Origin of the sequence: Methylocystis sp., assembly GCF_051061285.1 — a bacterium.
In the GTDB taxonomy this organism is placed as follows: domain Bacteria; phylum Pseudomonadota; class Alphaproteobacteria; order Rhizobiales; family Beijerinckiaceae; genus Methylocystis.
The window spans coordinates 1-21,400 of record NZ_JBPFEA010000039.1; the positions used below are offsets into that span (position 1 = coordinate 1).

A 21,400-nucleotide genomic window follows, 5' to 3' on the forward strand; every position below is an offset into this window, starting at 1 on the left:
TATCTCGCCGAGTTCGAATATCGATTCAACCGTCGATACGACCTCAGCGAAATGATCCCGCGTCTCGGCTTCGTCGCGATCAGAACTTTGCCCATGCCTTATCGACTGCTCAAACTGGCTGACTTTCAGGCGTAATCAGGAGGCATTTTGATGAGTTCGTCGAGCTGTTGTGCAGTTATTTTCACGGACGAGGCGGGAACACGCCCACCAAGGGAGACATGAATGAGGCAACGCGCTTCCGTTCAGCCTTGCTGAAATGGAAGGGGTGTGAGGCATCTGGAAGACCAGTTCCGGGCAACAGCGTGTTGAATGCTTCCCGTGAGGTATATAGCCGGGCCATAGCTGTCGGCTTGACTGGCGATCCCGACAAGGATTGGCGCGCAGTGCGATCCATCCTACAGGACGGGGGCTGCTCGCGGCTCCAAGATGTCGCTAAGGAGGTTCGCAACGTCCGACTTTTGGAGCGGGGCACACAGCTACGGCAGGGCCTAGCCCAGAATTGGCGCGATTTCGGAGGCTATCGGAACGCCTTATCCATCACCCGCCAGTCGTTCGTGCAAGAGCATTTTTCGACAGCGCTCAAGCCAGAATCCGGCGTCGTCGTGATGAACATGCATAAGGCTAAGGGGAAGCAGTTCGATGAGGTCATCATCTTCGAAGGTTGGCCGAAGCGTGTAAGACGTGAGATCGTCGCTAATCCCGACCGCATTGTCACATCGAACCAACGCACGGGTTTGATGTCGCAGGCCCGCCAAAATTTCCGGGTCAGCGTTACCCGCGCCAAGATGCGCACCACCATCTTAACGCCAAGGGACGATATCTGCGTGCTGCTCGCAGCTACGGAGCAATGATTGGACTCGGGTCGAGCGCATTTGGGTTGAATGTCAACTCCTGGCGCATATTCGACTATGGTTCGGTTATATTGGAGATGGCAGCGTCGGACTGGAGCAACTCCTCCGACACCTCCCGCGATAGCCGCTGCCCTTTAGACAGCCTCCGTCCTAGCGCCTCGATGAAGCTTTCGTAGCGTTCGCGTCCTTTCGCCTGGGCGGCCGCCTGCGCATCGTCCGGCAGCGGCGGCGTCGCAGTAAGCCAGGCGCGAATATAGAGCGCCAAGGCCTCGACCGAAAATTCAAGGTCGCGTTCCATGCGATCGACAGAGCGTGTGAGTCGATCCATTCGGCGCGTTACTGCTGCTTCCCACCGATCCGAGTCGTCGGCAGTCAGAAACGACATGATCGCCGCTTCCGCGATTGCCGATTTGGCGGCGCGTTCCTTATCAGCAAGTTTTTCGAGCCGCGCCATCATATCGGCGTTGAGATAGACGGAAAGGCGCTGTTTTACCGGCATTGGCGACTCACAGGGCTATTCCATCGTCGGGATCCATTGCGGCCTGGCGGGTGACCGACCGGGTGCGGCTCCGAAGTGCGCGGGCGCGGATCGCCTCCTCGTCGTCGGGTTCCTCGGGGAGCGTATCGTCCGGTGAGAGCGTCGACGGCGTGATCTCCGGCGCTATGGCTTCATGTTCTGGAATCTCGGGCTCCCGGCGAATTCCGCCATTGGCGGGATCCTCGTCATTCGATTCTTTCGAGCTGGCAGGTTGCGCATGAGCCCGGATTTTGGCTGGCGTCGCCAGACCGCTCCAGCCGTCCTTGCCGTCCCGCGCCGCCCCGGCACCCGTCAGGGCAACCCGTTCGGCTTGGTCGAGATCTGGCGGCGGAAGGATTCGTTTCGTCAGTCGCCGATCCTCGAAATAGCGCGCTTTCTTCCCGCGGATTGGCGCGAGTCCAGAAACGAGCACCAATTCATCCGAGGGCGGAAGTTGCATGACTTCGCCCGGCGTGAGCAGCGGTCGCGCCGTCTCTTGGCGCGAGACCATGAGATGTCCAAGCCATGGCGACAGCCGATGGCCGGCATAGTTGCGAGCATCACGTATCTCTGTCGCGGTGCCGAGCGCGTCCGACACGCGCTTAGCTGTGCGTTCGTCATTGGTGGCGAAGGAAACCCGCACATGGCAATTGTCGAGGATGGCGTTGTTTGGCCCATAGGCTTTCTCAATTTGATTGAGCGACTGGGCGATGAGAAAACTTTTCAGCCCATAGCCGGCCATGAAGGCGAGGGCCGACTCGAAAAAGTCCAGTCGCCCGAGCGCTGGGAATTCGTCGAGCATCAAGAGCAGGCGATGGCGCCGCGACTTTGCATCCAACTCCTCTGTCAGGCGGCGACCGATCTGGTTGAGCACCAAACGCACCAGCGGCTTGGTGCGAGAAATGTCCGAGGGCGGCACGACGAGATAGAGCGTCGCCGGCTTCTTCGCCGACACCAGATCGTCGATCCGCCAATCGCAACGGCGCGTCACCTGCGCCACGACTGGATCGCGGTAAAGGCCTAGGAATGACATGGCGGTGGAGAGCACGCCGGAGCGCTCGTTTTCGGATTTGTTCAAGAGCTCCCGAGCAGTGGAGGCCACGACGGGATGCGGGCCGGCGTCGCCAAGATGCGCGGTCGTCATCATGGCGCGCAGCGTTGTTTCGATCGGCCGCTTAGGGTCGGACAAAAAGTTGGCGACGCCCGCAAGCGTCTTGTCGGCCTCCGCATAGAGAACATGCAGGATCGTGCCGACAAGAAGAGAATGGCTGGTCTTCTCCCAGTGATTGCGTCGTTCCAGCGCTCCTTCGGGGTCGACGAGAATATCGGCGACGTTTTGAACATCTCGCACCTCGGCCGCTCCACGCCGAACTTCCAGCAACGGATTGTAGGGGCATGAATTCTCGTTGGTCGGATCGAACAGCAGCACGCGCCCGAAACGCGCTCGCCAGCCGGCCGTCAGGCTCCAGTTCTCGCCCTTGATGTCGTGAACGATGGCCGATCCCGGCCAGGTGAGCAGCGTCGGCACGACAAGGCCGACGCCCTTGCCGGACCGAGTCGGCGCGAAACATAGGACATGCTCCGGGCCATCATGGCGGAGATAGTCATCTTGGAATCGCCCAAGCACGACCCCGTCGGGACCGAGCAGATTCGCGGCGAGCACCTCGTCTGGGGTCGCCCAGCGCGCCGAGCCATAGGTGACGACATTCTTGGCTTCACGCGCGCGATGCACCGACATCGCGATGGCGACGGCGATCGAGGCGAACCCACCCGAAGCGGCGATGACGGCGCCTTCGACGAAGATGCCCGGCGCATAGGCGTCGAAATGATACCACCACCAGAAGAATGCAGGCGGGGGATAGATCGGCCAGGAGCCGAGAAGGAACCATGTCGGACCCAACTCCGGCTGGAACGCCAACCGCCACGCGGTCCACTGTGTCGCGCCCCATGTGGTCGCGAGCACGATCGTGAAGACGACGAGGATCTGACCCCACAGGATGCGGCTGGCGGACATGGGCGCCAGCTTTTGAGGCTTGCGGCAAAGCCCGCAAGGGGGGTACGCCACCCGTCGAAATATATCGTGCCGTGGCGTAGAAAAACCAGACATGACCGTGTTGTGGGTTTCGGAGCGCTGCGTTCCTGGTCGGTGTCAAATTGCGCGCGACCCTCCCGTAACACTCGATTATCTTCGTTTTGGTAGATATTATGCGAATTGCTCGCAGATCGTGGGCAGAATCGAGTTCGCTGCGCCAATAGGCCATATTGATGCCCATTCCGACATTCACGATCGACGGCGTTCTGCCGCCCTATGTCGGACCAGATGGTCCTGGCGGCGCGGCCGAAGACATGTCGCCCTACACTGTCTCTGCGCTTGAGGTTGTGGCTTCTTTCGGATTAACAGACCAGCGAAGGGCGATCCTTCGCGGATGGCTCAGTCATCGCGCCGCCTTGCGCAGCATTGGTTTCGATCGAGGATTTCAATGGCTCGACGGGAGTTTTGTCGAGAACAAAGATCCGCAAGATCTCGATGTCGTGACATTCCTTTACAGGCCAGCGGGTATAAATGACCGGAACGAGTTGGCGGGGCTGATGCGAGCCAACCTGAACCTTTTTGCTCGGCATCACGTCAGAGCGACATTTCATCTCGACTTTTTCGCTGCCGATCTAGATGGGACAAGTGAGACCCTTGTGAATGTAACGCGTTACTGGCTCGGACTGTTCTCGCATCGGCGCGGCGACGATCTCTGGAAGGGAATGCTCCAGGTCAGACTTGAGGACACCTCAGATGATATGGCCGCGCTTGCTGCGCTGGGTCCTAACCCGATCCTGACAAGCGCCGCTGGAGGAGCCAACCCATGAGCACCCTGCGTAAGCTCGAGCGCGACTTCGTCCACGCGGATATAGCCGCCGTATCGGGTCTGTTAGAGCAACTGGGCGATGAGGATGTGATGGCGCGCCTAGGGCTCGAAGCGCGCCTTGAGGAACTTCAGCAGACGATTGCCCAACTGGACCCAGCCAAAGATGAGCCGACTGCCTCGGCCGCCCTATTCTTTGGTGGTCGCCCCGTCATCGGCGCGCGTGGAATAGAAAGCGAATTCGCGGGCGCAGCTGTCACCAAGTTTCAAGACATTGTCGCAAAGGTTCTAGCGCACGAGGCCGGCGGCCTTGGTCAACGCGGGATCGTTCCCAACAAGGGCGCATCGACGCTGCACATCACGAACATCGTGCGCGGCTCGTTCGGCTTCCTGATGGAGGAGGTTCGACCGCAGCAGCAATTGATGGAAACCCCTCTCAAGGTTGCCGTCGACGAAGCGACCAAACTTCTTGACGCGTTTGGAGAGCCCGACGAAGAGCAGTTCCGCTCGGCCGTCGAGACCATCGATCAAAGAGTGCTGGGGACAGCGCGCGAGTTCTTTGACCTCATGCGCCAGAGCGGCGCGACGCTTCGCCTCGTCGCGGGCGAAACTGATCGAAGCTTCGGAGCCGAAGCGGTCGCACGCGCCGCCGAACGCGCCACGTCGACGACGGTCGAGGATACGGATGAGACCTTACAAGGTCAGCTCGCAGGCGTGCTCCCCGACGCGCATCAGTTCGAATTCCGAGCCGGCCCTGATCGCGGAACGATACGCGGCAAAGTTGATCGGGCTCTAACAACTGATCAACTCACGCAATTCAATCGGGACTGGGTAAATGTGGATGCGGACGCGCGGGTGCATGTAAAACGGATTTTTCGTAGCGGCGCCGTCGTCCGAGAGAACTATACGCTACTGATGTTGGCGAGACGTGGTGACTGAGACGGCTCGCTAGCAGCATTCAGTCGCACCATTCGACACGTCCATTCTTCAACCAAAAATGAGAGTGGCAGCCTTTTTGAAGCCACACCGACGGTGAGAGGCTCGGCCGGCCCTTGTGGTCAACGCTGAAATCCCAGCGCGGGGCCGCTTCAGGGATTACTAGAAGCTCAATGGTTCGACCACATCCGCAGGGACAACGCATCCCGATGCACCAATCTTCGTCGCCGTCGCGTGCGAGCACCAGATCGCGTCGTGGCAACTTTTTGGGCAAGCTGTCGCCCTCCACGACTCGCAGATGTCGAGGCGGCGCAATACGCGCCCAAATATTTCGCCACCAAATTGCAATGCTCATCGTGAAGCTCCAACTCGTGCCGGCCTGAGAACAGGTAGTCCAAGGAGTGGTTCAAGCGCGCCGCGTCCCAGAATCGGATTCGCCGACGGAACGAAGGCCTCCTCCGCTACGTACTCCTCCTCGCACGCCGCGAGGCTGAATTCGGTGCGGGCGTAAAGATGATTCGGCTCAAGCCGAAATGGGTAGGCGCGAGCGATGAACTCATTCACACACGCTGCGGCCGCACGCATGTTCAAGGTGATGACCGCCGGCGCTTCTTCGATCAGCCCTTTAATATACCCCGCTTCGCGCTCCTGCCGATGCGCTTCCGGCGCCGCCCGCTGGAGATACTCAGCTCGCAGGCTTTCTGGCGTATAAACCCCTCGATCTTGAAGCGAGGATCGCCCCGGCTGCACATAGTCGATACGGCCGCACACGTCGGCGATGGCGGCGCCCTCGTCTCCTTTACGGGTGGGAATTACGACGCCGACATCGAGAAGTGGAATGAGGAACGCCGCGGCAAGAAGGTCCGCAATCTGTCGAGCTTCGAGGGTGTCGACGCAGCAGAAAAGCACGTCGCTTTGGCTCGCCGCGAGCACCGCCTCGCGCGTCAGCACCGAGGCCGGCACAGCCTCGGCGACTCCATCACCCCTATAGCCGGCTACCGCGTCCGTAAACATCTCCACCTTGAGCCGGCGGACGTCGACATCGCTGAGTTTGGAATTCAAGATGCGATTGAGATTGCGATGTTCGATGCGATCGAAGTCGATCAGCTTGATGTGCCCGAAACCGAGACGACAGAGTTGCTCGGCAACAACCGAGCCCGTGCCCGATACACCGACTACCGCTGCGGACAAGCGACCGAGTTCGTCAACCATGCCGCTGGTGAATGCGACCGGCCGGCGTGATGAGCCGGTCAATCTGGCGTCGACCTCCCACCAGTAGCTCAAATCATGACTGGCGACCGTCACGAGATCCACTGGTTTCGCAATGAGATCCGCCTCGTAAATGCGGGCCATGATTGCCCCGCTCGGAATCATGATCGCCGAGCCGTGCAGATCGCCAAATGCGTTGAACACGCCGGGCAACACGTTCTGATCGCTTTCGTCATCCAATTCCGAGAAGGCGAATAGCCCACCCGGGTGTGAATGGATCAGAACCAATGCGAGGCGCTCTGAATCGCCATGATCTATCGCTTCTTCGATATACGCGCCCGGCCAATTGATCCCGTCTCGTTCCCTACGCTGGCAGGCTTCATGCGGAATGAGAACGACATCTCGCACGAGCAAGCGCAGCCTCGGTCCCGGCGTTCTTGCGCACAGCAAGATCGCAGCTGCTTCGAGCCCATCTCCGGGGAAGAGATGGGACTGGATGCGTTCGTGCAGGACGCAGCTGAGGGCTAGCGTCGTCTCCGGGATCACTCGCCAACCTCTTTTGCCAGGGCTGATTCGACGAGCGCGAGATGCGTCACGACATTGTCAGTTGTGGGGTTCCACGGCGACTCCGGGCCGCGATGACGCGACCAGCCATTGAACGGCACGCTGAAAATTGTCGCAGGGATATGGGTGCAGTCGATGACACGACCCGACGCGAGCCTCAGCGGCGGATTGGTATAGAACATATCGATCTGCGCCCCGGGATAAGTAGGCGGGATCTCTAGCGCAAGCTGCGTCCACGTCGTCGTGAAGCCGACAGGAACAGGGAATCGGTGAATGAGGAGCCATCGGCGGCCCGCATCCATCACTGTCTCCCAGCGAAAGCCGAGAACGTCGAGATGTGTTTCGTCAATCTCGAGGAGCGCAAAGTCACGGCGTGGAGCCGAAGGCGCTTCGCCATTGTTGACTTCCTTGGGCGTCAGCCGGAGCTTCTCGATGCCCCGGGTGCGCAAGTCGATTGTATCCGTCAGACCAACCGCGCGCTTAGGTTCGCCCTCGATCTTCAGAAATATGTGCCAGCCCTGATCGGGGTCAAAGCCGGCCCGCGTGAGTGCGTCCCCGACCACAATCGTTGGTGTTGCCACGTCGAGGATCACGCCCTGGACATTCAGCTTCCAAACGAGCTTGCGGCTGACGAAGGATTCAACTCCCGGCGCGTCGAGGTTCACCAGATCGTGATTGCCGATCAAGCGGTCCGGTTCGTCGGAGCGTTCGAGATAAATCGCTTTCTCGTCGGGCGTCACCCGTCCAAGCTTCCGAAGCAGTCCGCCCGATACGATTCGACATGGCCAGTCGAAGCGCTCGCCGTCGATCGTCAGACGATAGCTGCGATCGCTCTCGACGATCACGAAGCGCCCCTCGCTATTGCGTAGATCTACCGTTTCGCTGGGTCGGACGTCCTCCAGCTCACCGTCGTGAAGGATGTGAAGAACTGTCGCCTGCTGCGCGGGCTTAAATCCCGCAGCTGCGGAGAGCTGAAAGCCGGTGGGCGTAAGGTCTTCGATCCATACTGTGCGGAACGCCAGCGTTTCATCCGCCACTTCGATCTTGTGACGGGCCGCGCCGCGATCCAGCGCAGCCTCCGGGACATTTTCCATGGTCATCTCCTGCGTTGCCGGCACAGCGCCAGCGTTCGCTAATCTGACCGCGCACGCTAAGTTCGTCAAGCACTAATTTAGCGCGCTTGACATACTTAGCGATGTTGCATTACGCTCTTTGCTGCCGGACTCCATGTCTGGAAACCACAAAAAGGGAGCATCGATGCCAGATGACAAAGCAATGGAAACACCACAGGCAATTAACCTTGGCCAATATATAAGAAAGTCCCGGCAAGATGCTCAAATGTCGCTTCGTGATGTCGAAGATGCGACAGGAAAGGAAGTGTCCAATGCGTATCTCAGTCAACTTGAAACTGGAAAGATCACAAAGCCATCGCCGCACATTCTCTATGCGCTATCGACAGCTCTCGGTGTTGCTTATGAATCGCTGATGGAGCGAGCGGGGTACATCGTGCCCACCCCCAATCGTGCAGAAGGAATAAAACACGGCCGAGCCGCGACCTTCTCTATCGATAACCTCACTGCCGGCGAAGAAAATGAGCTGCTCGAGTACCTCAACTACATTCGCTCCAAACGCAGGTGATCGATGCGACGGCCAGACGATTCGAGTTTAACGCCTGGCCAGTTGGCCCGGGTCCGCAAAGAGGCCGAGCGTGCGCTGCGCGAAGCGGGCGCGCTCGGCGTCTTCCCAACACCGATCGACCAAATCATGGCGGTCGCCCGTGTCGAGGAAGTCAAAGAAGACGTTCTCAATCCAGGTTTTATTGCGAAGCTTCGCGCAAAGGCAGGTGAGGCTGGCCAAGCCGTCAAACAAGCTCTCAGCAAGGTCTTGGGGCTCTTCCACGCGTCCGAGGGTTTGGTCTTTTTGAGTCAATCTTTAATGGCTGTAAAAAAGCGGTTTGTGGGCTTGCATGAAGCCGGTCACGGGTTCTTGCCTTGGCAAAGGCCTATGTATGCTGTTGTCGAGGATTGCGAAAAAGCGCTTGACGCCGCGACTGCAGAACTCTTCGATCGCGAGGCCAACGTTTTTGCCTCGGAAGTGCTGTTCCAACTCGATACCTTCCACGACCTAGCCGAGGGTGAGGCCTTTGAGATTTGGACGCCCATCAATTTGGCCAAGCGCTTTCATGCGTCAAACTATGCTGCGATCCGCCAATACGTCTCGAAAAGCCATCGCGCGTGCGCCGTAGTGGTTCTGAATATGCCTGAGTTCATCGAGGGTGACGGATTTCGCGCCACGCTCCGACGCCCAATCCAGTCAAAAAAATTCACAGAGTTATTTGACCAGTATCGGTGGAAAGATGTCTACACGCCCGACGACGATCTAGGCGCATTCATCCCGCTCGGACGCCGAAGGTCATCCGGCAAACGCTCCATCGCGCTCACTGATCGCAATGGTGATCGACATGAATGTGTCGCCGAATCTTTCTCGACCGGACATCAGGTTTTCATCCTTATCCATGCGGTGAAAACATTGACCGCCACCCGAATCATTTTGCCCGCCGCAGAGTGAGCGCAAAAGCCGTCGGAAGCTGACGTTACATTGCGATCCCTCGCCTCCGTCCGAAGCTCCAATCCACTCCGCCGCCCGGCGACATGACGCCCGAAACCAGCTTGCCGATTTCTTTTTCCAGCGACGGCGACCAGGGCACGAGCTGGAAACCGAGCCCGTCGTCGATCATCGCGAAGCGGCCGGATGCGAGCGTCAGGCGATTGCGGTAGACGCCGGCGACGGTTTCTCCTTCAGCGACGGCGTGGCGCGGGAGGCCGGTTTCGGCGGCGATGCGCACGCCGACTGCATCGAGCTCCCGGTTCCGCAACGTATCGAGCAAGTCGCGGGCGAAGACGACGCGCTGGCCTTGTCGGCGCGCGAGTCCTTCCGAGACGAGATGCTCTGTGCGAGCCTCCAGCGCATCACGCACGTCGCGACCAAAGCCGTTCTCGGACAACGGCATCGTTTCCTTGGCGACTAGGCGCCGATCGAGCCATGTCGCGCCGGGCGCGTGAACTTGCTCGGCGAGCGCGAGGTCGGAGCGCACGGCGAGGACGAGGCGCGACGATCCGCCGTCGCGCGATGGGAGACGCCTCGCCTCGACGATGGCGCCTGGAGCGGCGTCGCTGGTCGCATCCACATCAGCAAACCGCGCATGATGGGCGCGGCCGTCCACGCCGTCGATGATCGCGAAAGCCGAACCCTTCAGTTCATCGTCGAGGCCGCGAGCGAGAAGCCGGCCGATGATCGGATCGCCGCGCGTCTCTGCGTCGAGCACGAATTCAGCCGTGGCGCGATCAAGACCGCGCTCACTCAAGCCGCGATGGATGCGCTTGATAATGTCGCCGCGTTCGCCGAGCGCGCGAAGGACGCTCTCGGAATTCTCAGCCATCACCCATTGTCCGGGGCCAGCCGGCGCCGCGAGGCCGAGCTTCTCCAACTTACGTGCGCGGGCGACGAGCATGGTTCGCTCGGCATCCAGAACCCGGTCGCCGACCGGTCTCAGGTCGACACCCCCATCATTGCGGGCGGCCTCGCGCGCGAGAGCTTGATCGAGCGGCGTCCAGCGATCAGCGTCGACCTGCCTCGCCAAAGTGCGGTGAATCTCCAGCTCGTTGCGGGGACCAAGCTCCAGGGTGACGAGCTGCTCGGCGCGGGCGCGAAGGCCGCGGCTGATATAGTCGGGGCTGACGACGAGGTCGCCGCCGTCCTCTGCCCGCCCGCGCGCCAGGACGTGGATATGGGGATGCTCGGTGTTCCAATGGTCGACCGCGACCCAATCGATCGACGTGGCGAGATCGCGTGACATGTCTTTCATTAGATCGCGCGTGAAGGCGCGAAGGTCCGAAAGTTCGGCGGCGTCGTCCGGCGAGACGATAAAGCGGAAGTGATGGCGGTCGCCCTGGCAGCGTTCAGCGAAGGAGCGCGCGTCCACCTCGTCGCCGGCCGCGTCGAACATCTTTCCCGACGCGCCGTCGCGGGTGACGCCGTCGCGGCGAAGATAGGAGAGGTGAGCCACGAGCGGCGCCGATTTCTGGCTGTGTCGAACAACACGCGCCTTGACCACGACGACGCGTGACGCCGAATTCAATCCCCGTAAAGCACCGAGGCTCGCGGCGCGTCCGCGCCCGAAGGCGGCGCGACTGCCGCCACGCGCGCCCAAGCGATGCAAGCCGCCGACCTTTTGTGTCGCCGCGAGAACGCGCGCAACGAAACTTTTTCCTCTTCCCGGCCTCGTCGATCGAATGCGACCAGGACGGACGTTGATGTCGTCGTCACGAGACATAGCAAGATTCCCGCGAGGTGAAAAAGGGTGATTCTGTGCAACGACTTATCGAAACGGACAGGCTGTGGTTCGAATACGCAGCCTGTGCGAACACGTTGACGAGCAACACCAAAACGACCGCCCGAGAAAGCCGCAGGCTGTCTCTTTTATCTTGCAATAGCTCGCTCGCTGTCGCTCCCTCGGCGGACCCCTCGCGCAAAGGCGCGAAGTGGCGTCCTGCCATGCGATAGAATACGAAATGGTTCATGGGGTCGATTCCAATGCGGCGCGCGCAACGAATAGGCCGCTGGTTTGCACAGGAACGGCGCCAGACGAAGGCTTTGAGCCGCCATTAAGATGCGTTTCCGACGCGAAAATTTTGTCGTGTGACCACGCCGGAAAGAGAGGATGCGCAGCGCCGCGCTCGGGCGGTTCCGATGCTTTCGTGGCGCCGTCGATCCTTGCTCCGGACGCTATTTTCAGCGCCGACGCCGTGAAGAAAATCGGCGCGCCGGGCGAGTCGGATCGGTCATGAATCTGCGGCGGCGGGGCTCTCGTCATGCCGAGTTCGGGAGTGAGCCGCGCGACATAATCCGTCGTCTCGGCCGGTAAGGGATGGCCGTGGAAGAGAAGCTTGTCATAGCGGCCGGGGCCGGCGTTGTAGGCGGCGAGAAAACCCGGCGCGCCGTAGCGGTCGAACATCTCGGCGAGGTAGGCCGCGCCCGCTAGAATATTGTCGCGCGGGTCGAATGGATCTGGGCCGAAGCCGTGTTTGGCGCGCAGCTCGGCGTAGGTTTGCGGCATCACCTGCATGAGCCCAATGGCGCCTTTTTCGGAGACGGAATTTGCGTCGCCGTGGCTTTCCGCCTGCATGACGGCGTGCAGCCATGAAGCCGGGATTTTGAAGCGCCGGGACGCTTCCTGAACGGCGTTTGCGACGACGCTTTTTGGCGTTCGAGCGACAGCCGCCGCACGAACGCCAAGCATTTGGGATTGAGCCGGCGACGCAAAGAAGGCGCACAGAATGGCGCCGAGGGCGAACCGTTGGGCCGCCGATATACGATGCGCGATATTGGGGTCGCGCCGAGAAAAAACGCGTCGGCAAGCAGCCATCAATCGTCCTCCCTCGTCCAGAGGGGCGCGGCGCGTCCAACGACGCCTTCGATCGGGAACGCGCCAAAATAGCGCCCGTCGAGGGACGTCGGTTCATCCCAGTTGAGGAGAAAAACCTCGCCGCGAAGGAGAGTGAAGCAGCCTTTCCACACGGGTAGACGCTGGCCGGCGTGATCGCGTTCGCGCGCCTGCGCCATGACAATCCCGTCCACGCTGACGGCCAGTCCGTTGCGGCAAATTTCTTGGCCCGGAAGGCCGGCCACGCGTTTGATGAGCGGCGCGCCTTTGGAGAGATAGCGGCGCTCATCGAGCCATCTCGCGAGCGGTCCAGGCGGGCGGGCGACGACGAGATCGGTGACAGAGAGCGGGCCGATCGGACGCACGGCGTAAAGACCGATCGGCACGCTGGCCGAAGCGTTCCAGACGAGCAGCGGGTCGTGGTGGGACAGCAGGGTCGAGACGAGTGCGCCGCAAGAGACGAGCGTGAGGGCGAGGGTTTTCATCATTGGGTTGCGAGCTTCGAGCGCAGGATCCATGCGCGATGGCGTTCGCGCGTATAGGGGCGCGGCGGGAGGCCAGCGGCGAGGCGGTTGTGGACGTGGCGCCAGTGATCGGGGCAGATTTCTTGCGGCGCGAGGCCGAGCGCTTCCACGGCGTCGATCGCCCTCAGCACCCGTTGAACCTTCTCCCAGCCGATCGAGCGCAACAGAATTTCCGCGCCCGGTCTGACGCCGGGAACGGTCGAACAAGCTTCTCCGGCGCGACACGCGCGCAAAATGTCTATGCGCGAAACGAGCGTGCCATGGCCGTTCGACGCCCAGCGCATGAAGGCGAATACCGCGTCTGGCGCGAATGTCGCGATGCGCCGCCGTCGATCGAGCGTGCGCTCGCTGAGCGGGCTTCCGAAACGAATCCAGCGCTCGATCTTGCCCTTCATGAAGAAGAGTTCGACCTCCGTCGGCGCGGTCATGGCGCGCCTCCGTTGGCGTCCTTTTCGGTTTCGCGGAATTCCCGTTCGAGCAGCGCGCGCAGCATGTCGGCGACGGTCAGGCCGCGCTCGAAGGCGATGATTTTGATCCGGCCACGCAGTTTCGGCGTCACGTCTATGGTGAGCCGGGCGGTGTATTCCTCGCCTTTGGCTGCGAGCTTCCCATTGCGCTTTTCGGCCGTCCGAACCCAGGTGTCTGGATCGCTCGGACGTGCGGCGAACCCGTGTTGAGGTTTGCCCGCCGTCATCACGCGAGCCTTTCGATTTCTGCGGCGAGCGCTACGATCTCGCGCGCAGCGGCGGCTCCTTGCGGCGTCTCGTCAACGAGGCGCTCGCCCCGCGCGGCGTCGGCGAAGACGACGCGTTGGCCCACGCGCGATGACAGGACCGGCGGTTCATGCGCGGAGAGCGCCTGCGCTGTTTCGCGGGCGATAATCGTGCGCGCCGGACAGCGATTGAGGACGAAACGGGCGACAAGGTCGGGGCGAAAGATGCGGGCTTCGTCGATGAGCTTCAGCATCTCGCCCGATGCCCAGCCGTCGAAGGGCGAGGGCTGGGCCGGAACGAGGGCGAGGTCGGCGGCCAGCAGCGCGGAACGCAGCAGCGCCGCGACTCTCGGCGGTCCGTCGATCACGACATGATCGACGTCTTTGGCGATCTCGGGAGCCTCGCGATGCAACGTGTCGCGCGAGAGGCCGATCACGCCGAAGAGCCTTGGAAGCCCTTCCCTGGCGCGCTGCTGTGACCAGTCGAGCGCCGACCCTTGAGGGTCCGCATCGATGAGAATAATTCGCTTGCCGCGCTGAGCCCAGGCGCCGGCGAGATGCAGAGCGAGCGTGGTCTTGCCGACGCCGCCCTTCTGGTTGAGGAGAGCGACGATCATGACGCGCTCGGAGAGCGAAATTGCCGGTTATCCACAAAGTGGATTTCGGCGCGGACCGTTAGAAAGAATCCGAAGGATTCTATGTTAGTACAGTTAGGAGCGCCGTGAATTGTTGAGTGACAATTAGTTAGCGACCGTTTCGGTCCCCGATAGCACGAGGCTTCGGTCCCTGATGGCACGATAGCAGCGGTCCCCGATAGCACGAGATGATTCACAGCTTATCCACAAGCGGGGGAGAAAGATCGAAGCGGCGCGTGGCGCGCTCCAGCGGGTCGAGCGGAATGGGTGCGAAGACGAGGCGCTCGGCGCCGAGCGGGCCGCGTCGGATGGAGAGACGATAATTCGGGAGGGGCTGGCGACGGACGATGTCGCGCAAGTCGAACGCGAAATGTTTGAGCGGCGACAGCGCCCCGGACTTTGCGTGGAGATGCTTGAAATCGAAGCTCCAGCCGCCGTCCTGACGGCCGCCGTGCTTGCGCACCAAGCGATAGAGCCAACGCTCCAACCCGCCCGTCAGCGCGAAATAAGCCCGGTCGATGGTGAGGACCAGGGCTTCGTCGAGAACGCCGGCGTAGAACCAATCCGGCAAGATCAATTCGACGCCGAGCAGCCTGCCATTGGCGTCGGCGGTCTCCTTCCACTCGTTGATCCAGGAGAAGCGATGGCGTCGACGCTCATTCGGCTGACGAATGGACGTCATGACGCTTGTCGATTGCAGCCGGTCGAGCGCGGCTTTCAGCCGGTGATAGTCGCGGGCGCCGGTCGCGCGGCCCGTGAAGGTGAGAATTTCGTATGGCGTCGTCGCCATGAGACGCGAGGTGCGCAGTCCCGTGTCGCGCGCCTGGACGATTTGCGACGCCGCCCAGATCAGCACGTCGGCGTCCCATATGGTCGCCATGCCATGATCCGGCGTCGCCTCGACCTTGATGGCAATCTCGCCCATCTTGAAATCAATCGGCGTCGTCCTCCTCGACTTCGCGAGGCTGAAGAACGGATAGGCCATGAGGTCTTGCGCATCGCGCGGCACAAGGTCGCCGGGCAGCGCTCGAAAAAGTTCGAGTTGCTCCCATTCGTCGCTCCATGAGCGAGTATGGCGATGCGTCGCTGTCATGGCCGCGCCCCCCGAGCAATCAGCGGCGTGATTGATTGGCGAGGGTCAGCGCGGCGGGCGCCTGGCGCCTTGCCGGCAGCACGGTTCCGACGCCCGGATCGGATGTCGAGGCCTTGGCGCCGCGTTCGGCCCAGGCCTGCAAATCATCCAGCCGATAGACGACGCGGCCGCCGAGTTTTGAATAGCGGGGCCCTGTTCCGTAGGTGCGGTGCTTTTCCAGCGTTCGGCCCGAGAGGCCCAAGAAGCGAGCGGCCTCGGGCGTGCGCAGATAGCGCGGCGGAAGTTGGGTCGTCGCGGCGGACATGAGCGAGCCTTGGAAAATCGAGGAGGGCCGCCGAATATCGGCGGCTGTGTTCGATCACCTTGGCGGAGAAAATCCGGCGGGAGGGATGGTGAAGATTGGGGGCGTGAAATTCGCCACCCTCTTGGACCGCAATATCGAGGCGAGTGATCCCGCAAGCTATTTGCGTAGGAATTTGCGATAGCCGCCGCGCATCAGCGCGACGCCGCCGCGCACGAGACGAATCGTAGCGTCACGGACAGATGACGACTTCCACGGCTCGGCGTCGATCCGTGCCGGACCAAACAGACATTCCCCAATGTCGCGATAGGACGCGCCGCTCAAATGTCCGTCGAGTGCACGGAGCATATCGACAACGCGGCGATTCACCAGGGGCGCCCTGAGAGGTGGGCGACCTCTCAGGTGACGCAGGAATCGGATCGTCGCCGCGGCCCGGTAGGGCGTTGCTTTATCGAACGGGATGATGGCCGCGAGCGGACGCCCCTTGATCGGAGGATCGGGCAGCCAGAGTTGATGCTCTTCGTGTCCGACGCCAAGGATGAGATGCTCACCATCCGGCGCAATGCGCCGGATACGAACGCCGGGCCAATCCGACGGTGCGAAGATCAGCGTTGATGTCTCTGTCGGACTGGCGGAGAGAATAACGGCGCTTGCGCGCCAATCCGGGAGCCAGAAAAGTTCGGCCTCATTCGCGCGCAGCGTTGGATCGACCGCGAAATCGCAACCCCCAGCGCCGCTCGGGACCGGCAAAGGCGGTTTCCAGAGCAGCTTGAAATCGAGGGGTGGCGTGATCGGCGCGATATTGCTGATTGCGCCGCAGATACTCCCAAGCAAAGCCAGGCCAATTCGAATTGGATAAATAATCATACGCGCTCGGCGAGCGCCAATCAGCGACTGACATGGAAATTCTCACGATGGAGTGGCCTTATGTCAGGCTCGCGAAAAATCTTGTCGATAACTCGCGGTTGCGAACGCACGAGTCGGCATGGAGTTATGTCCCGCGAATAGCGGTCAGTTTCATATATTCGCCGTAAAGACGGGTTCGTGGATTTGCGGAAGTGCGACCTTGGCGCCACAAACGAGGACGAAGTCGGACGATGCCTCAGCCTCTCATTTGAAAGACATATGCTTCAACTGAATATCCGTCACGGATGACCGGCCAACAAGTCCCTGTAGCCGTGCTTGGTCATCCATTGCGCACGGGCGAGGTGGGTATCGTAAGCGCGTTTGGCGCGGGCGTGCTCGTGACGAGGGTCAATTCCGAGCACGATTCTGGAAACCTCCTCCCACGCTGCGCCTTCCTCGGCTGCGTCGAGCAGTCGCAAATAAAGAATCGCATGGGCGCGATCATAGTCGGTGACTTGCGCTTCGGTTGGAGCGGCGGTTGCGACTGGCGTTGAGTTGGGAGGGCTCACGGACGGTGTGTTCCTCGATTGGCCGGCGGCTCTGTTTTATATTTACCCGAAATTCTTGCGGGATGTTTACATATGCGGCCCATTTGCGTCGACACCGATCACGAAATTTGGCGCCGCAACAGTCCAACCGCTCAATGATCGAAGACTTTGCCTCGATCACGCAGAAGAGCGCCAAACAGCGAAGCCTCGCCCGGGGTCGCCATGAGAATCAACGAACAAGCTCCAGCCGATGACAGTTTGTAGAGAATACTCCGTGGTTAAATACTCTACAAGCCGATCCTCTCGCGGCCATGGACATCCGAGAGGTTCTGGCGATCAATCTGAGGAAATCTCGGCAGGCGCAACACCTGTCACAGGAGGAGCTTGCGCATCAGGCTGAGATCGATCGCACATATATCAGCTCGATTGAGCGGCGCGTCTATGCCGCCAGCATCGATGTCGTCGATCGGCTCGCGCGCGTTCTCGGCATTGAAGCGGCCGATTTGCTCCGAAAGCCGACGCGAGGACGCAAGGACGCTGAGTCTGCCATTCCGACGACGCTCGAACATGTCGCGCTGGCCGCGGCCGACAAAGAGGCGCTGACCGAACCGGCGACGCGAGGGAAGCGTGAGATGAAACCTTCCTCGGTAAAAGCAGATAATCGGAAAGGCGCAAAGTCGACGATACGCAAAACCGCAAAGACGGTTCGACATAAAGTTTGAAAACCGGAATGCCGATTTCGGCGAGCATTTTGTACTCTTGCGAACGAACTGAGGATATCGCCATGCAATCTGGCCGAAGCTTTGGGCGCTTGAAGCGACGGCCCCGCCCGACGTTTCGGGCGAGGCGTTGGCGGGCTTCGCTCAGTCGCCGTTGGCCTTGCGGCTGCGGGACCAGATGAGGGTGTGGCCTTCGCCCTCTTCATCGTCGAAGAGGTTGGCGTAGATCGGAGCGGTGAAGCTCGGATCGTCCAGCTTGACCGAGAGGTAATCGCGGCCTTCGTTCGAGCGTTTCGACCAGGCGGCGCCGATCTCCGCGCGGCCGACATAGACGCGGTGGCTCGGCGCGTTGTCGTTGGTCCGGTTGGCTTCGGGAACGATGCGGACGCCCCTGGCCTGGACGCTGAGCGTCACGATCTCGCCCTGGAACTCGTTGCCGGACTTCTTGAAGGAGCCGATGTTCGCCATGATAGTTCTCCTGTGATCTGCTGTCTTCGAGCCCGCGCCCATCGCGGCCTCGATGGCGATCGCAAGGCCGAAGGCGATCGGCGACGCACCCGCTCGCGGGCCGAAGCAAAGCGGAGGACGGCGGAACAGCGAGTTTCTTGCCTCGCGAGGAATGACGCCGCGGGCGTCAGGGGAAGAAAGTCGATTGGCCGCCGTTGCGTCTCAGACGATCGAGGCGCAGCCGTCCTTCGGCCAGATCAAGCCATAAGAGAGGCCTCGGTGGTCGCGCTTGGCCGGACAGCGTTCCCGAACAGGAGACTTGGCGGAACTCTGTCGGCCCGCGCAAGACGCCCGGCTTTCCAGGCGAAGGAAAAGAAACGCTGGCGTGCAGAAAGGCGGACGCCACATCGCCGAAGCAGCCGACGACAATGCTCGTGTCGAGGATCATGGGGTCTTCCGATCAATGCGAGGTCGCCGCTCTTCGGTCGAAATGTTTTGAAGGATCGCACCTTCGTGGTCATACTCGGCGACCAGATACGCGCTCGATATGCGCTTCGAGAGATGACGAGGCGAGTGTTCACCCGTCTCTGGACGCCGACGCAAAGGGCTGTGGAGTCGAACTAGCCATGGCACGCCGCCCAACATTCGGCGGGGCCAAGAGCGTCATGCGCGCCCAAGCCGTCGCTCCCACCACGATGGCGCCGATCACAGCAAGAATTTCACAGCAGTCCGGAGATGGCGCGCCGATTTTGACGAGGCCGAGAGTCGCATGATAGCCGGCGACGGTGGCCGGCGCGGCGAAGAGGAGAGCGATTGTTGCGCGCATTACCAGCGATCGGACAGCCGCGAAGGCGATTTGCCCGACGACGAGCGTAACGACCCCTGCGATGAAGCCGACGACGATCGCGCCGGCTGGACCCGAGCCGCTGTGGAAGGCGGCGAGTCCCGCAGTGACGCCGGCGAAGAACGGCAACGCATTGACCGCGAGCGCGAACAACAGCCAGCAGAAATATCCGAGGGCGACGAAGCCGAGAACGATGCCGATGATGAGCATGGTGGTCTCCGTAACGTAGTCGAACGGCCGCACCTCCCACCTCCGCCTCGGCGCATCACGGAGTATAGCCAGATGGTGGTCAATGGCGGGAGCGAAAATCCGGTGAGGATTTTCGCTCCGATGGGCGTGTTCGAAGCCCGTTCAACAGTGTGGATCGAATTCGTGAATCACGATCTCGGGATCGCCGTCATATTCGGCGGTCGTCATGACGCCGAAATCGTCGTCGCCGGCGCGGAAGACGATGACGCAGGTCATGAGCGAGGTGGCGAGGCTCCAGCCGCAGGCGTAAGCGGTTGTGAGGGCTTGAGACATTTTTTAGCTCCCGTCTTTGAGGCGGGGACCATCCCCGCGCGCGACAGGCGCCCGATGTGTCCGGCCCATGGCCGCAATCACCTCGCAGGCGAAGCCGCAGAGGCCGCACGCTCGCGCAGCGGACCCTTCACGGGTTGATGGCGTCAGGCCATGGGCCGGACCAAGGATTGCGCCAATGAGAGCGGGGTGGTGAACGCCGGTTGGGAGACGAATGCCAAAAAGTCCTCTGCTCGCGGTCGCGGCTGACCTGCCGCCTGTCCTGGACTACGCCCTCGCCGTCCCGCGGGAACAAAAACGTTGGCGTGCAGAAAGGCGGTCCCCGCGTTGTCCGAACTCATAGCGGACAATGCTCGCGTCGCGGATCATGGCGTTTCCGACAGCAAGAGAGGTCGCTGCGGCCAAAATCTCCCGCATTAGACAGATACTGTTGGTGCGTCGAAAAGAGCATCGACAATCGGACATTCGGGCGCGCTTTCTCCTGTGCATTGCGCAGCCATCTCCGCCATCACCCGTTCGAGTCGTTTCAAGTCCCTAATCTTGCGGCGAATCTCCGCGAGGTGATTCAGCGTCAGCGCATGAACTTGCGCGCACGTATGGGTGTGCCCGTCGACAAGGCGGAGTAGGCCACGGATTTCATCGAGACTGAAGCCGAGGCGCCGGCTGCGCCGCACGAAGCTCAGCCGCTTGAGGCAGTCCGCCCCATAGATGCGATAACCGCCTGCGCTACGGCCAGGCGCCGGCATGACGCCGATTTTCTCGTAATAGCGGATCGTTTCGATGTTGACGCCGCTCTGCTTCGATAGCTTCCCGATCGAGAGCGCATCCATCGCCTTCATATCCGGCCTCCTGTGAACTGGTGAACTGGGCAAAAAAACCTCTTGACCCTGTAGCGACTACAGGCCCTAGGGTGGAAATAGTCAACTGAAAAGCACGAACAACGACACGCTGGATCGGCTTTCCGATGATGGAGGACGGAGCAATGTGTGATGGCGAAGGTCTTGGTCTCATCCAGATGGCGATGACGCCGATTGGGCTTGCGGTGACCGCAGGAATTGCCGCTGCGCTTTTCTTTTTCGTGCGCTGGGTTATCGCCGACTGAACGCAGCCGGCGCCGACGGAGCCAGCCCGAGGAGCCGGGCAATCGCCAAAACCAAGGGGAAGTCCCGTGTCCGAACAATTACACCCCATGTCTGAACATCCACTCGGTCGCAAGGCGCTGGTCGCCGGCGGCCTCGCGGCGATCCTCGCGTCGGCCTGTTGCCTTGGCCCGCTCGTGCTGGTCACCCTTGGATTCAGCGGCGCCTGGCTCGGCAATTTTAAAGTGTTCGAACCGTTCCGTCCGGTGTTCCTCAGCGCCGCAGCCATTGCGCTGTTCGTCGCCTACCGTCGAATCTATCGCCCGGCTACGGCGTGCAAACCGGGCGAGGCCTGCGCCGCGCCGCAAGTGAGGTCGGTCTACAAGGTGATCTTCTGGGGCGTCGCGGCGCTGATCGGAGCGTCGACCGTTTTCCCCTACGTGCTTCCGCTATTCTACTGAAAGAGGGCCCCAATCATGAAAAAACTCGCCGCGATGATCGCTTTGTCCGCCGTTTTCAGCGCGCCGGCCTGGGCAGCCAGCCAAACGATCACCCTGTCGGTCTCCGGCATGACCTGCGCCGCCTGCCCAATCACCGTCAAGAAGGCGTTGAGCAAGGTTGAGGGCGTGCAAGCAACCGAGGTGAGCTACGAGAAGAAGGAAGCCATCGTGACCTACGACGACGCGAAAACAAACGTCGAAGCGCTCGCCAAGGCGACCGAAGGGGCCGGTTATCCTTCCGAACTGAAGAAATGAGCC

30 protein-coding genes and 1 pseudogene are annotated in these 21,400 nt (G+C 61.2%); 10 read left to right on the top strand and 21 right to left on the bottom strand.

Annotated features, from left to right (window positions below; all coding sequences use genetic code 11):
• Window positions 1–135 (top strand): annotated as a pseudogene (locus tag ACR65T_RS13820) (IS1595 family transposase); the annotation flags it as partial.
• Window positions 136–218: 83 nt separating this feature from the next.
• The gene (locus tag ACR65T_RS13825; RefSeq protein WP_434497012.1) at window positions 219–851 is read left to right on the top strand and encodes a hypothetical protein; all 633 of its coding nucleotides are present in this window, start codon (window positions 219–221) and stop codon (window positions 849–851) included.
• A gap of 55 nt (window positions 852–906) precedes the next feature.
• Here the strand turns inward: ACR65T_RS13825 and ACR65T_RS13830 are convergent, their stop codons facing one another.
• Window positions 907–1,350, bottom strand: coding sequence for a ribbon-helix-helix protein, CopG family (locus ACR65T_RS13830; RefSeq protein ID WP_434497013.1), 444 nt, complete (start codon window positions 1,348–1,350; stop codon window positions 907–909).
• A gap of 7 nt (window positions 1,351–1,357) precedes the next feature.
• Window positions 1,358–3,382 carry a conjugal transfer protein TraG gene (locus ACR65T_RS13835; protein ID WP_434497014.1) on the bottom strand — a complete coding sequence of 675 codons (2,025 nt, stop codon included), beginning with the start codon at window positions 3,380–3,382 and terminating at the stop codon, window positions 1,358–1,360.
• 251 nt (window positions 3,383–3,633) lie between these two features.
• Here ACR65T_RS13835 and ACR65T_RS13840 point away from each other — a divergent pair, with 251 nt between their 5' ends.
• The gene (locus tag ACR65T_RS13840) at window positions 3,634–4,227 is read left to right on the top strand and encodes a DUF6932 family protein (RefSeq protein ID WP_434497015.1); all 594 of its coding nucleotides are present in this window, start codon (window positions 3,634–3,636) and stop codon (window positions 4,225–4,227) included.
• Window positions 4,224–5,162, top strand: a complete 939-nt coding sequence (locus ACR65T_RS13845) for a hypothetical protein (protein WP_434497016.1) — start codon at window positions 4,224–4,226, stop codon at window positions 5,160–5,162. Before ACR65T_RS13840 ends, ACR65T_RS13845 begins: the two co-directional genes overlap by 4 nt.
• A 19-nt stretch (window positions 5,163–5,181) precedes the next feature.
• Here the strand turns inward: ACR65T_RS13845 and ACR65T_RS13850 are convergent, their stop codons facing one another.
• Genes ACR65T_RS13850 through ACR65T_RS13860 form a run of 3 tightly spaced genes read right to left on the bottom strand, consistent with a single transcriptional unit; the run spans window position 5,182 to window position 8,026 of the window.
• The gene (locus tag ACR65T_RS13850) at window positions 5,182–5,514 is read right to left on the bottom strand and encodes a DUF6527 family protein (RefSeq protein WP_434497017.1); all 333 of its coding nucleotides are present in this window, start codon (window positions 5,512–5,514) and stop codon (window positions 5,182–5,184) included.
• Complete coding sequence (locus tag ACR65T_RS13855) at window positions 5,511–6,914, bottom strand: ThiF family adenylyltransferase (protein ID WP_434497018.1); 1,404 nt, start codon at window positions 6,912–6,914, stop codon at window positions 5,511–5,513. The genes ACR65T_RS13850 and ACR65T_RS13855 overlap by 4 nt, the downstream gene beginning before the upstream one ends.
• Entirely contained in the window at window positions 6,911–8,026 is a 1,116-nt protein-coding gene (locus ACR65T_RS13860; RefSeq protein WP_434497019.1) for a multiubiquitin domain-containing protein, read from the bottom strand. The genes ACR65T_RS13855 and ACR65T_RS13860 overlap by 4 nt, the downstream gene beginning before the upstream one ends.
• Window positions 8,027–8,189: 163 nt before the next feature.
• On the opposite strand from ACR65T_RS13860, the gene ACR65T_RS13865 reads away from it, so the two are divergent.
• Together ACR65T_RS13865 and ACR65T_RS13870 are read left to right on the top strand one after the other, a co-directional pair.
• The gene (locus ACR65T_RS13865; RefSeq protein WP_434497020.1) at window positions 8,190–8,570 is read left to right on the top strand and encodes a helix-turn-helix domain-containing protein; all 381 of its coding nucleotides are present in this window, start codon (window positions 8,190–8,192) and stop codon (window positions 8,568–8,570) included.
• Between the two features lie 3 nt (window positions 8,571–8,573).
• On the top strand, window positions 8,574–9,500 hold the full coding sequence (locus ACR65T_RS13870; RefSeq protein ID WP_434497021.1) for an ImmA/IrrE family metallo-endopeptidase: 927 nt from the start codon (window positions 8,574–8,576) through the stop codon (window positions 9,498–9,500).
• A 25-nt stretch (window positions 9,501–9,525) separates the two neighbouring features.
• On the opposite strand, the gene ACR65T_RS13875 is transcribed toward ACR65T_RS13870, so the two are convergent.
• The 11 genes from ACR65T_RS13875 to ACR65T_RS13925 all read right to left on the bottom strand — a co-directional run bounded on the left by ACR65T_RS13875 (window position 9,526) and on the right by ACR65T_RS13925 (window position 17,055).
• Complete coding sequence (locus ACR65T_RS13875) at window positions 9,526–11,265, bottom strand: relaxase/mobilization nuclease domain-containing protein (protein WP_434497022.1); 1,740 nt, start codon at window positions 11,263–11,265, stop codon at window positions 9,526–9,528.
• A 243-nt stretch (window positions 11,266–11,508) separates the two neighbouring features.
• Complete coding sequence (locus ACR65T_RS13880) at window positions 11,509–12,231, bottom strand: lytic transglycosylase domain-containing protein (RefSeq protein ID WP_434497023.1); 723 nt, start codon at window positions 12,229–12,231, stop codon at window positions 11,509–11,511.
• A 125-nt stretch (window positions 12,232–12,356) separates the two neighbouring features.
• Window positions 12,357–12,860, bottom strand: a complete 504-nt coding sequence (locus tag ACR65T_RS13885) for a S26 family signal peptidase (RefSeq protein WP_434497055.1) — start codon at window positions 12,858–12,860, stop codon at window positions 12,357–12,359.
• Window positions 12,860–13,327: a DUF2840 domain-containing protein gene (locus ACR65T_RS13890; protein ID WP_434497024.1), complete on the bottom strand. Its 468-nt coding sequence runs from the start codon at window positions 13,325–13,327 to the stop codon at window positions 12,860–12,862. Before ACR65T_RS13890 ends, ACR65T_RS13885 begins: the two co-directional genes overlap by 1 nt.
• Window positions 13,324–13,593, bottom strand: coding sequence for a ribbon-helix-helix protein (locus ACR65T_RS13895; RefSeq protein WP_434497025.1), 270 nt, complete (start codon window positions 13,591–13,593; stop codon window positions 13,324–13,326). Before ACR65T_RS13895 ends, ACR65T_RS13890 begins: the two co-directional genes overlap by 4 nt.
• Window positions 13,593–14,228 (bottom strand): ParA family partition ATPase, encoded by a 636-nt coding sequence (gene parA / locus ACR65T_RS13900; RefSeq protein WP_434497026.1) that lies wholly within the window; start codon window positions 14,226–14,228, stop codon window positions 13,593–13,595. The genes ACR65T_RS13895 and parA overlap by 1 nt, the downstream gene beginning before the upstream one ends.
• A 211-nt stretch (window positions 14,229–14,439) precedes the next feature.
• Complete coding sequence (locus ACR65T_RS13905; protein WP_434497027.1) at window positions 14,440–15,339, bottom strand: replication initiator protein A; 900 nt, start codon at window positions 15,337–15,339, stop codon at window positions 14,440–14,442.
• Window positions 15,340–15,358: 19 nt separating this feature from the next.
• On the bottom strand, window positions 15,359–15,643 hold the full coding sequence (locus tag ACR65T_RS13910) for a helix-turn-helix transcriptional regulator (protein ID WP_434497028.1): 285 nt from the start codon (window positions 15,641–15,643) through the stop codon (window positions 15,359–15,361).
• Between the two features lie 156 nt (window positions 15,644–15,799).
• Window positions 15,800–16,390 carry a DUF2285 domain-containing protein gene (locus tag ACR65T_RS13915; RefSeq protein WP_434497029.1) on the bottom strand — a complete coding sequence of 197 codons (591 nt, stop codon included), beginning with the start codon at window positions 16,388–16,390 and terminating at the stop codon, window positions 15,800–15,802.
• A complete protein-coding gene (locus tag ACR65T_RS13920) occupies window positions 16,326–16,541 on the bottom strand; it encodes a transcriptional regulator domain-containing protein (protein WP_434497030.1) in 216 nt (71 codons plus the stop codon). Before ACR65T_RS13920 ends, ACR65T_RS13915 begins: the two co-directional genes overlap by 65 nt.
• 244 nt (window positions 16,542–16,785) lie before the next feature.
• Window positions 16,786–17,055 (bottom strand): DNA -binding domain-containing protein, encoded by a 270-nt coding sequence (locus ACR65T_RS13925; RefSeq protein ID WP_434497031.1) that lies wholly within the window; start codon window positions 17,053–17,055, stop codon window positions 16,786–16,788.
• A gap of 290 nt (window positions 17,056–17,345) precedes the next feature.
• Here ACR65T_RS13925 and ACR65T_RS13930 point away from each other — a divergent pair, with 290 nt between their 5' ends.
• Complete coding sequence (locus ACR65T_RS13930; protein WP_434497032.1) at window positions 17,346–17,756, top strand: helix-turn-helix domain-containing protein; 411 nt, start codon at window positions 17,346–17,348, stop codon at window positions 17,754–17,756.
• A gap of 141 nt (window positions 17,757–17,897) precedes the next feature.
• Here ACR65T_RS13930 and ACR65T_RS13935 read toward each other — a convergent pair whose 3' ends face one another.
• The 5 genes from ACR65T_RS13935 to ACR65T_RS13955 all read right to left on the bottom strand — a co-directional run bounded on the left by ACR65T_RS13935 (window position 17,898) and on the right by ACR65T_RS13955 (window position 20,402).
• Window positions 17,898–18,221 carry a DUF736 domain-containing protein gene (locus tag ACR65T_RS13935; protein WP_434497033.1) on the bottom strand — a complete coding sequence of 108 codons (324 nt, stop codon included), beginning with the start codon at window positions 18,219–18,221 and terminating at the stop codon, window positions 17,898–17,900.
• Between the two features lie 166 nt (window positions 18,222–18,387).
• Entirely contained in the window at window positions 18,388–18,648 is a 261-nt protein-coding gene (locus ACR65T_RS13940) for a hypothetical protein (protein WP_434497034.1), read from the bottom strand.
• A gap of 129 nt (window positions 18,649–18,777) precedes the next feature.
• Window positions 18,778–19,254, bottom strand: a complete 477-nt coding sequence (locus tag ACR65T_RS13945; protein WP_434497035.1) for a hypothetical protein — start codon at window positions 19,252–19,254, stop codon at window positions 18,778–18,780.
• A 141-nt stretch (window positions 19,255–19,395) separates the two neighbouring features.
• Window positions 19,396–19,566 carry a hypothetical protein gene (locus ACR65T_RS13950; protein ID WP_434497037.1) on the bottom strand — a complete coding sequence of 57 codons (171 nt, stop codon included), beginning with the start codon at window positions 19,564–19,566 and terminating at the stop codon, window positions 19,396–19,398.
• 413 nt (window positions 19,567–19,979) lie between these two features.
• The gene (locus tag ACR65T_RS13955; protein WP_434497038.1) at window positions 19,980–20,402 is read right to left on the bottom strand and encodes a MerR family transcriptional regulator; all 423 of its coding nucleotides are present in this window, start codon (window positions 20,400–20,402) and stop codon (window positions 19,980–19,982) included.
• A 125-nt stretch (window positions 20,403–20,527) separates the two neighbouring features.
• On the opposite strand from ACR65T_RS13955, the gene ACR65T_RS13960 reads away from it, so the two are divergent.
• The 3 genes from ACR65T_RS13960 (at window position 20,528) to merP (ending at window position 21,397) form a co-directional block, all read left to right on the top strand.
• Window positions 20,528–20,665: a hypothetical protein gene (locus tag ACR65T_RS13960; RefSeq protein ID WP_434497039.1), complete on the top strand. Its 138-nt coding sequence runs from the start codon at window positions 20,528–20,530 to the stop codon at window positions 20,663–20,665.
• An 87-nt stretch (window positions 20,666–20,752) separates the two neighbouring features.
• The gene (merT, locus tag ACR65T_RS13965) at window positions 20,753–21,103 is read left to right on the top strand and encodes a mercuric ion transporter MerT (protein ID WP_434497040.1); all 351 of its coding nucleotides are present in this window, start codon (window positions 20,753–20,755) and stop codon (window positions 21,101–21,103) included.
• A 15-nt stretch (window positions 21,104–21,118) separates the two neighbouring features.
• The gene (merP, locus tag ACR65T_RS13970) at window positions 21,119–21,397 is read left to right on the top strand and encodes a mercury resistance system periplasmic binding protein MerP (protein WP_434497041.1); all 279 of its coding nucleotides are present in this window, start codon (window positions 21,119–21,121) and stop codon (window positions 21,395–21,397) included.
• Window positions 21,398–21,400 lie beyond the last annotated feature (3 nt).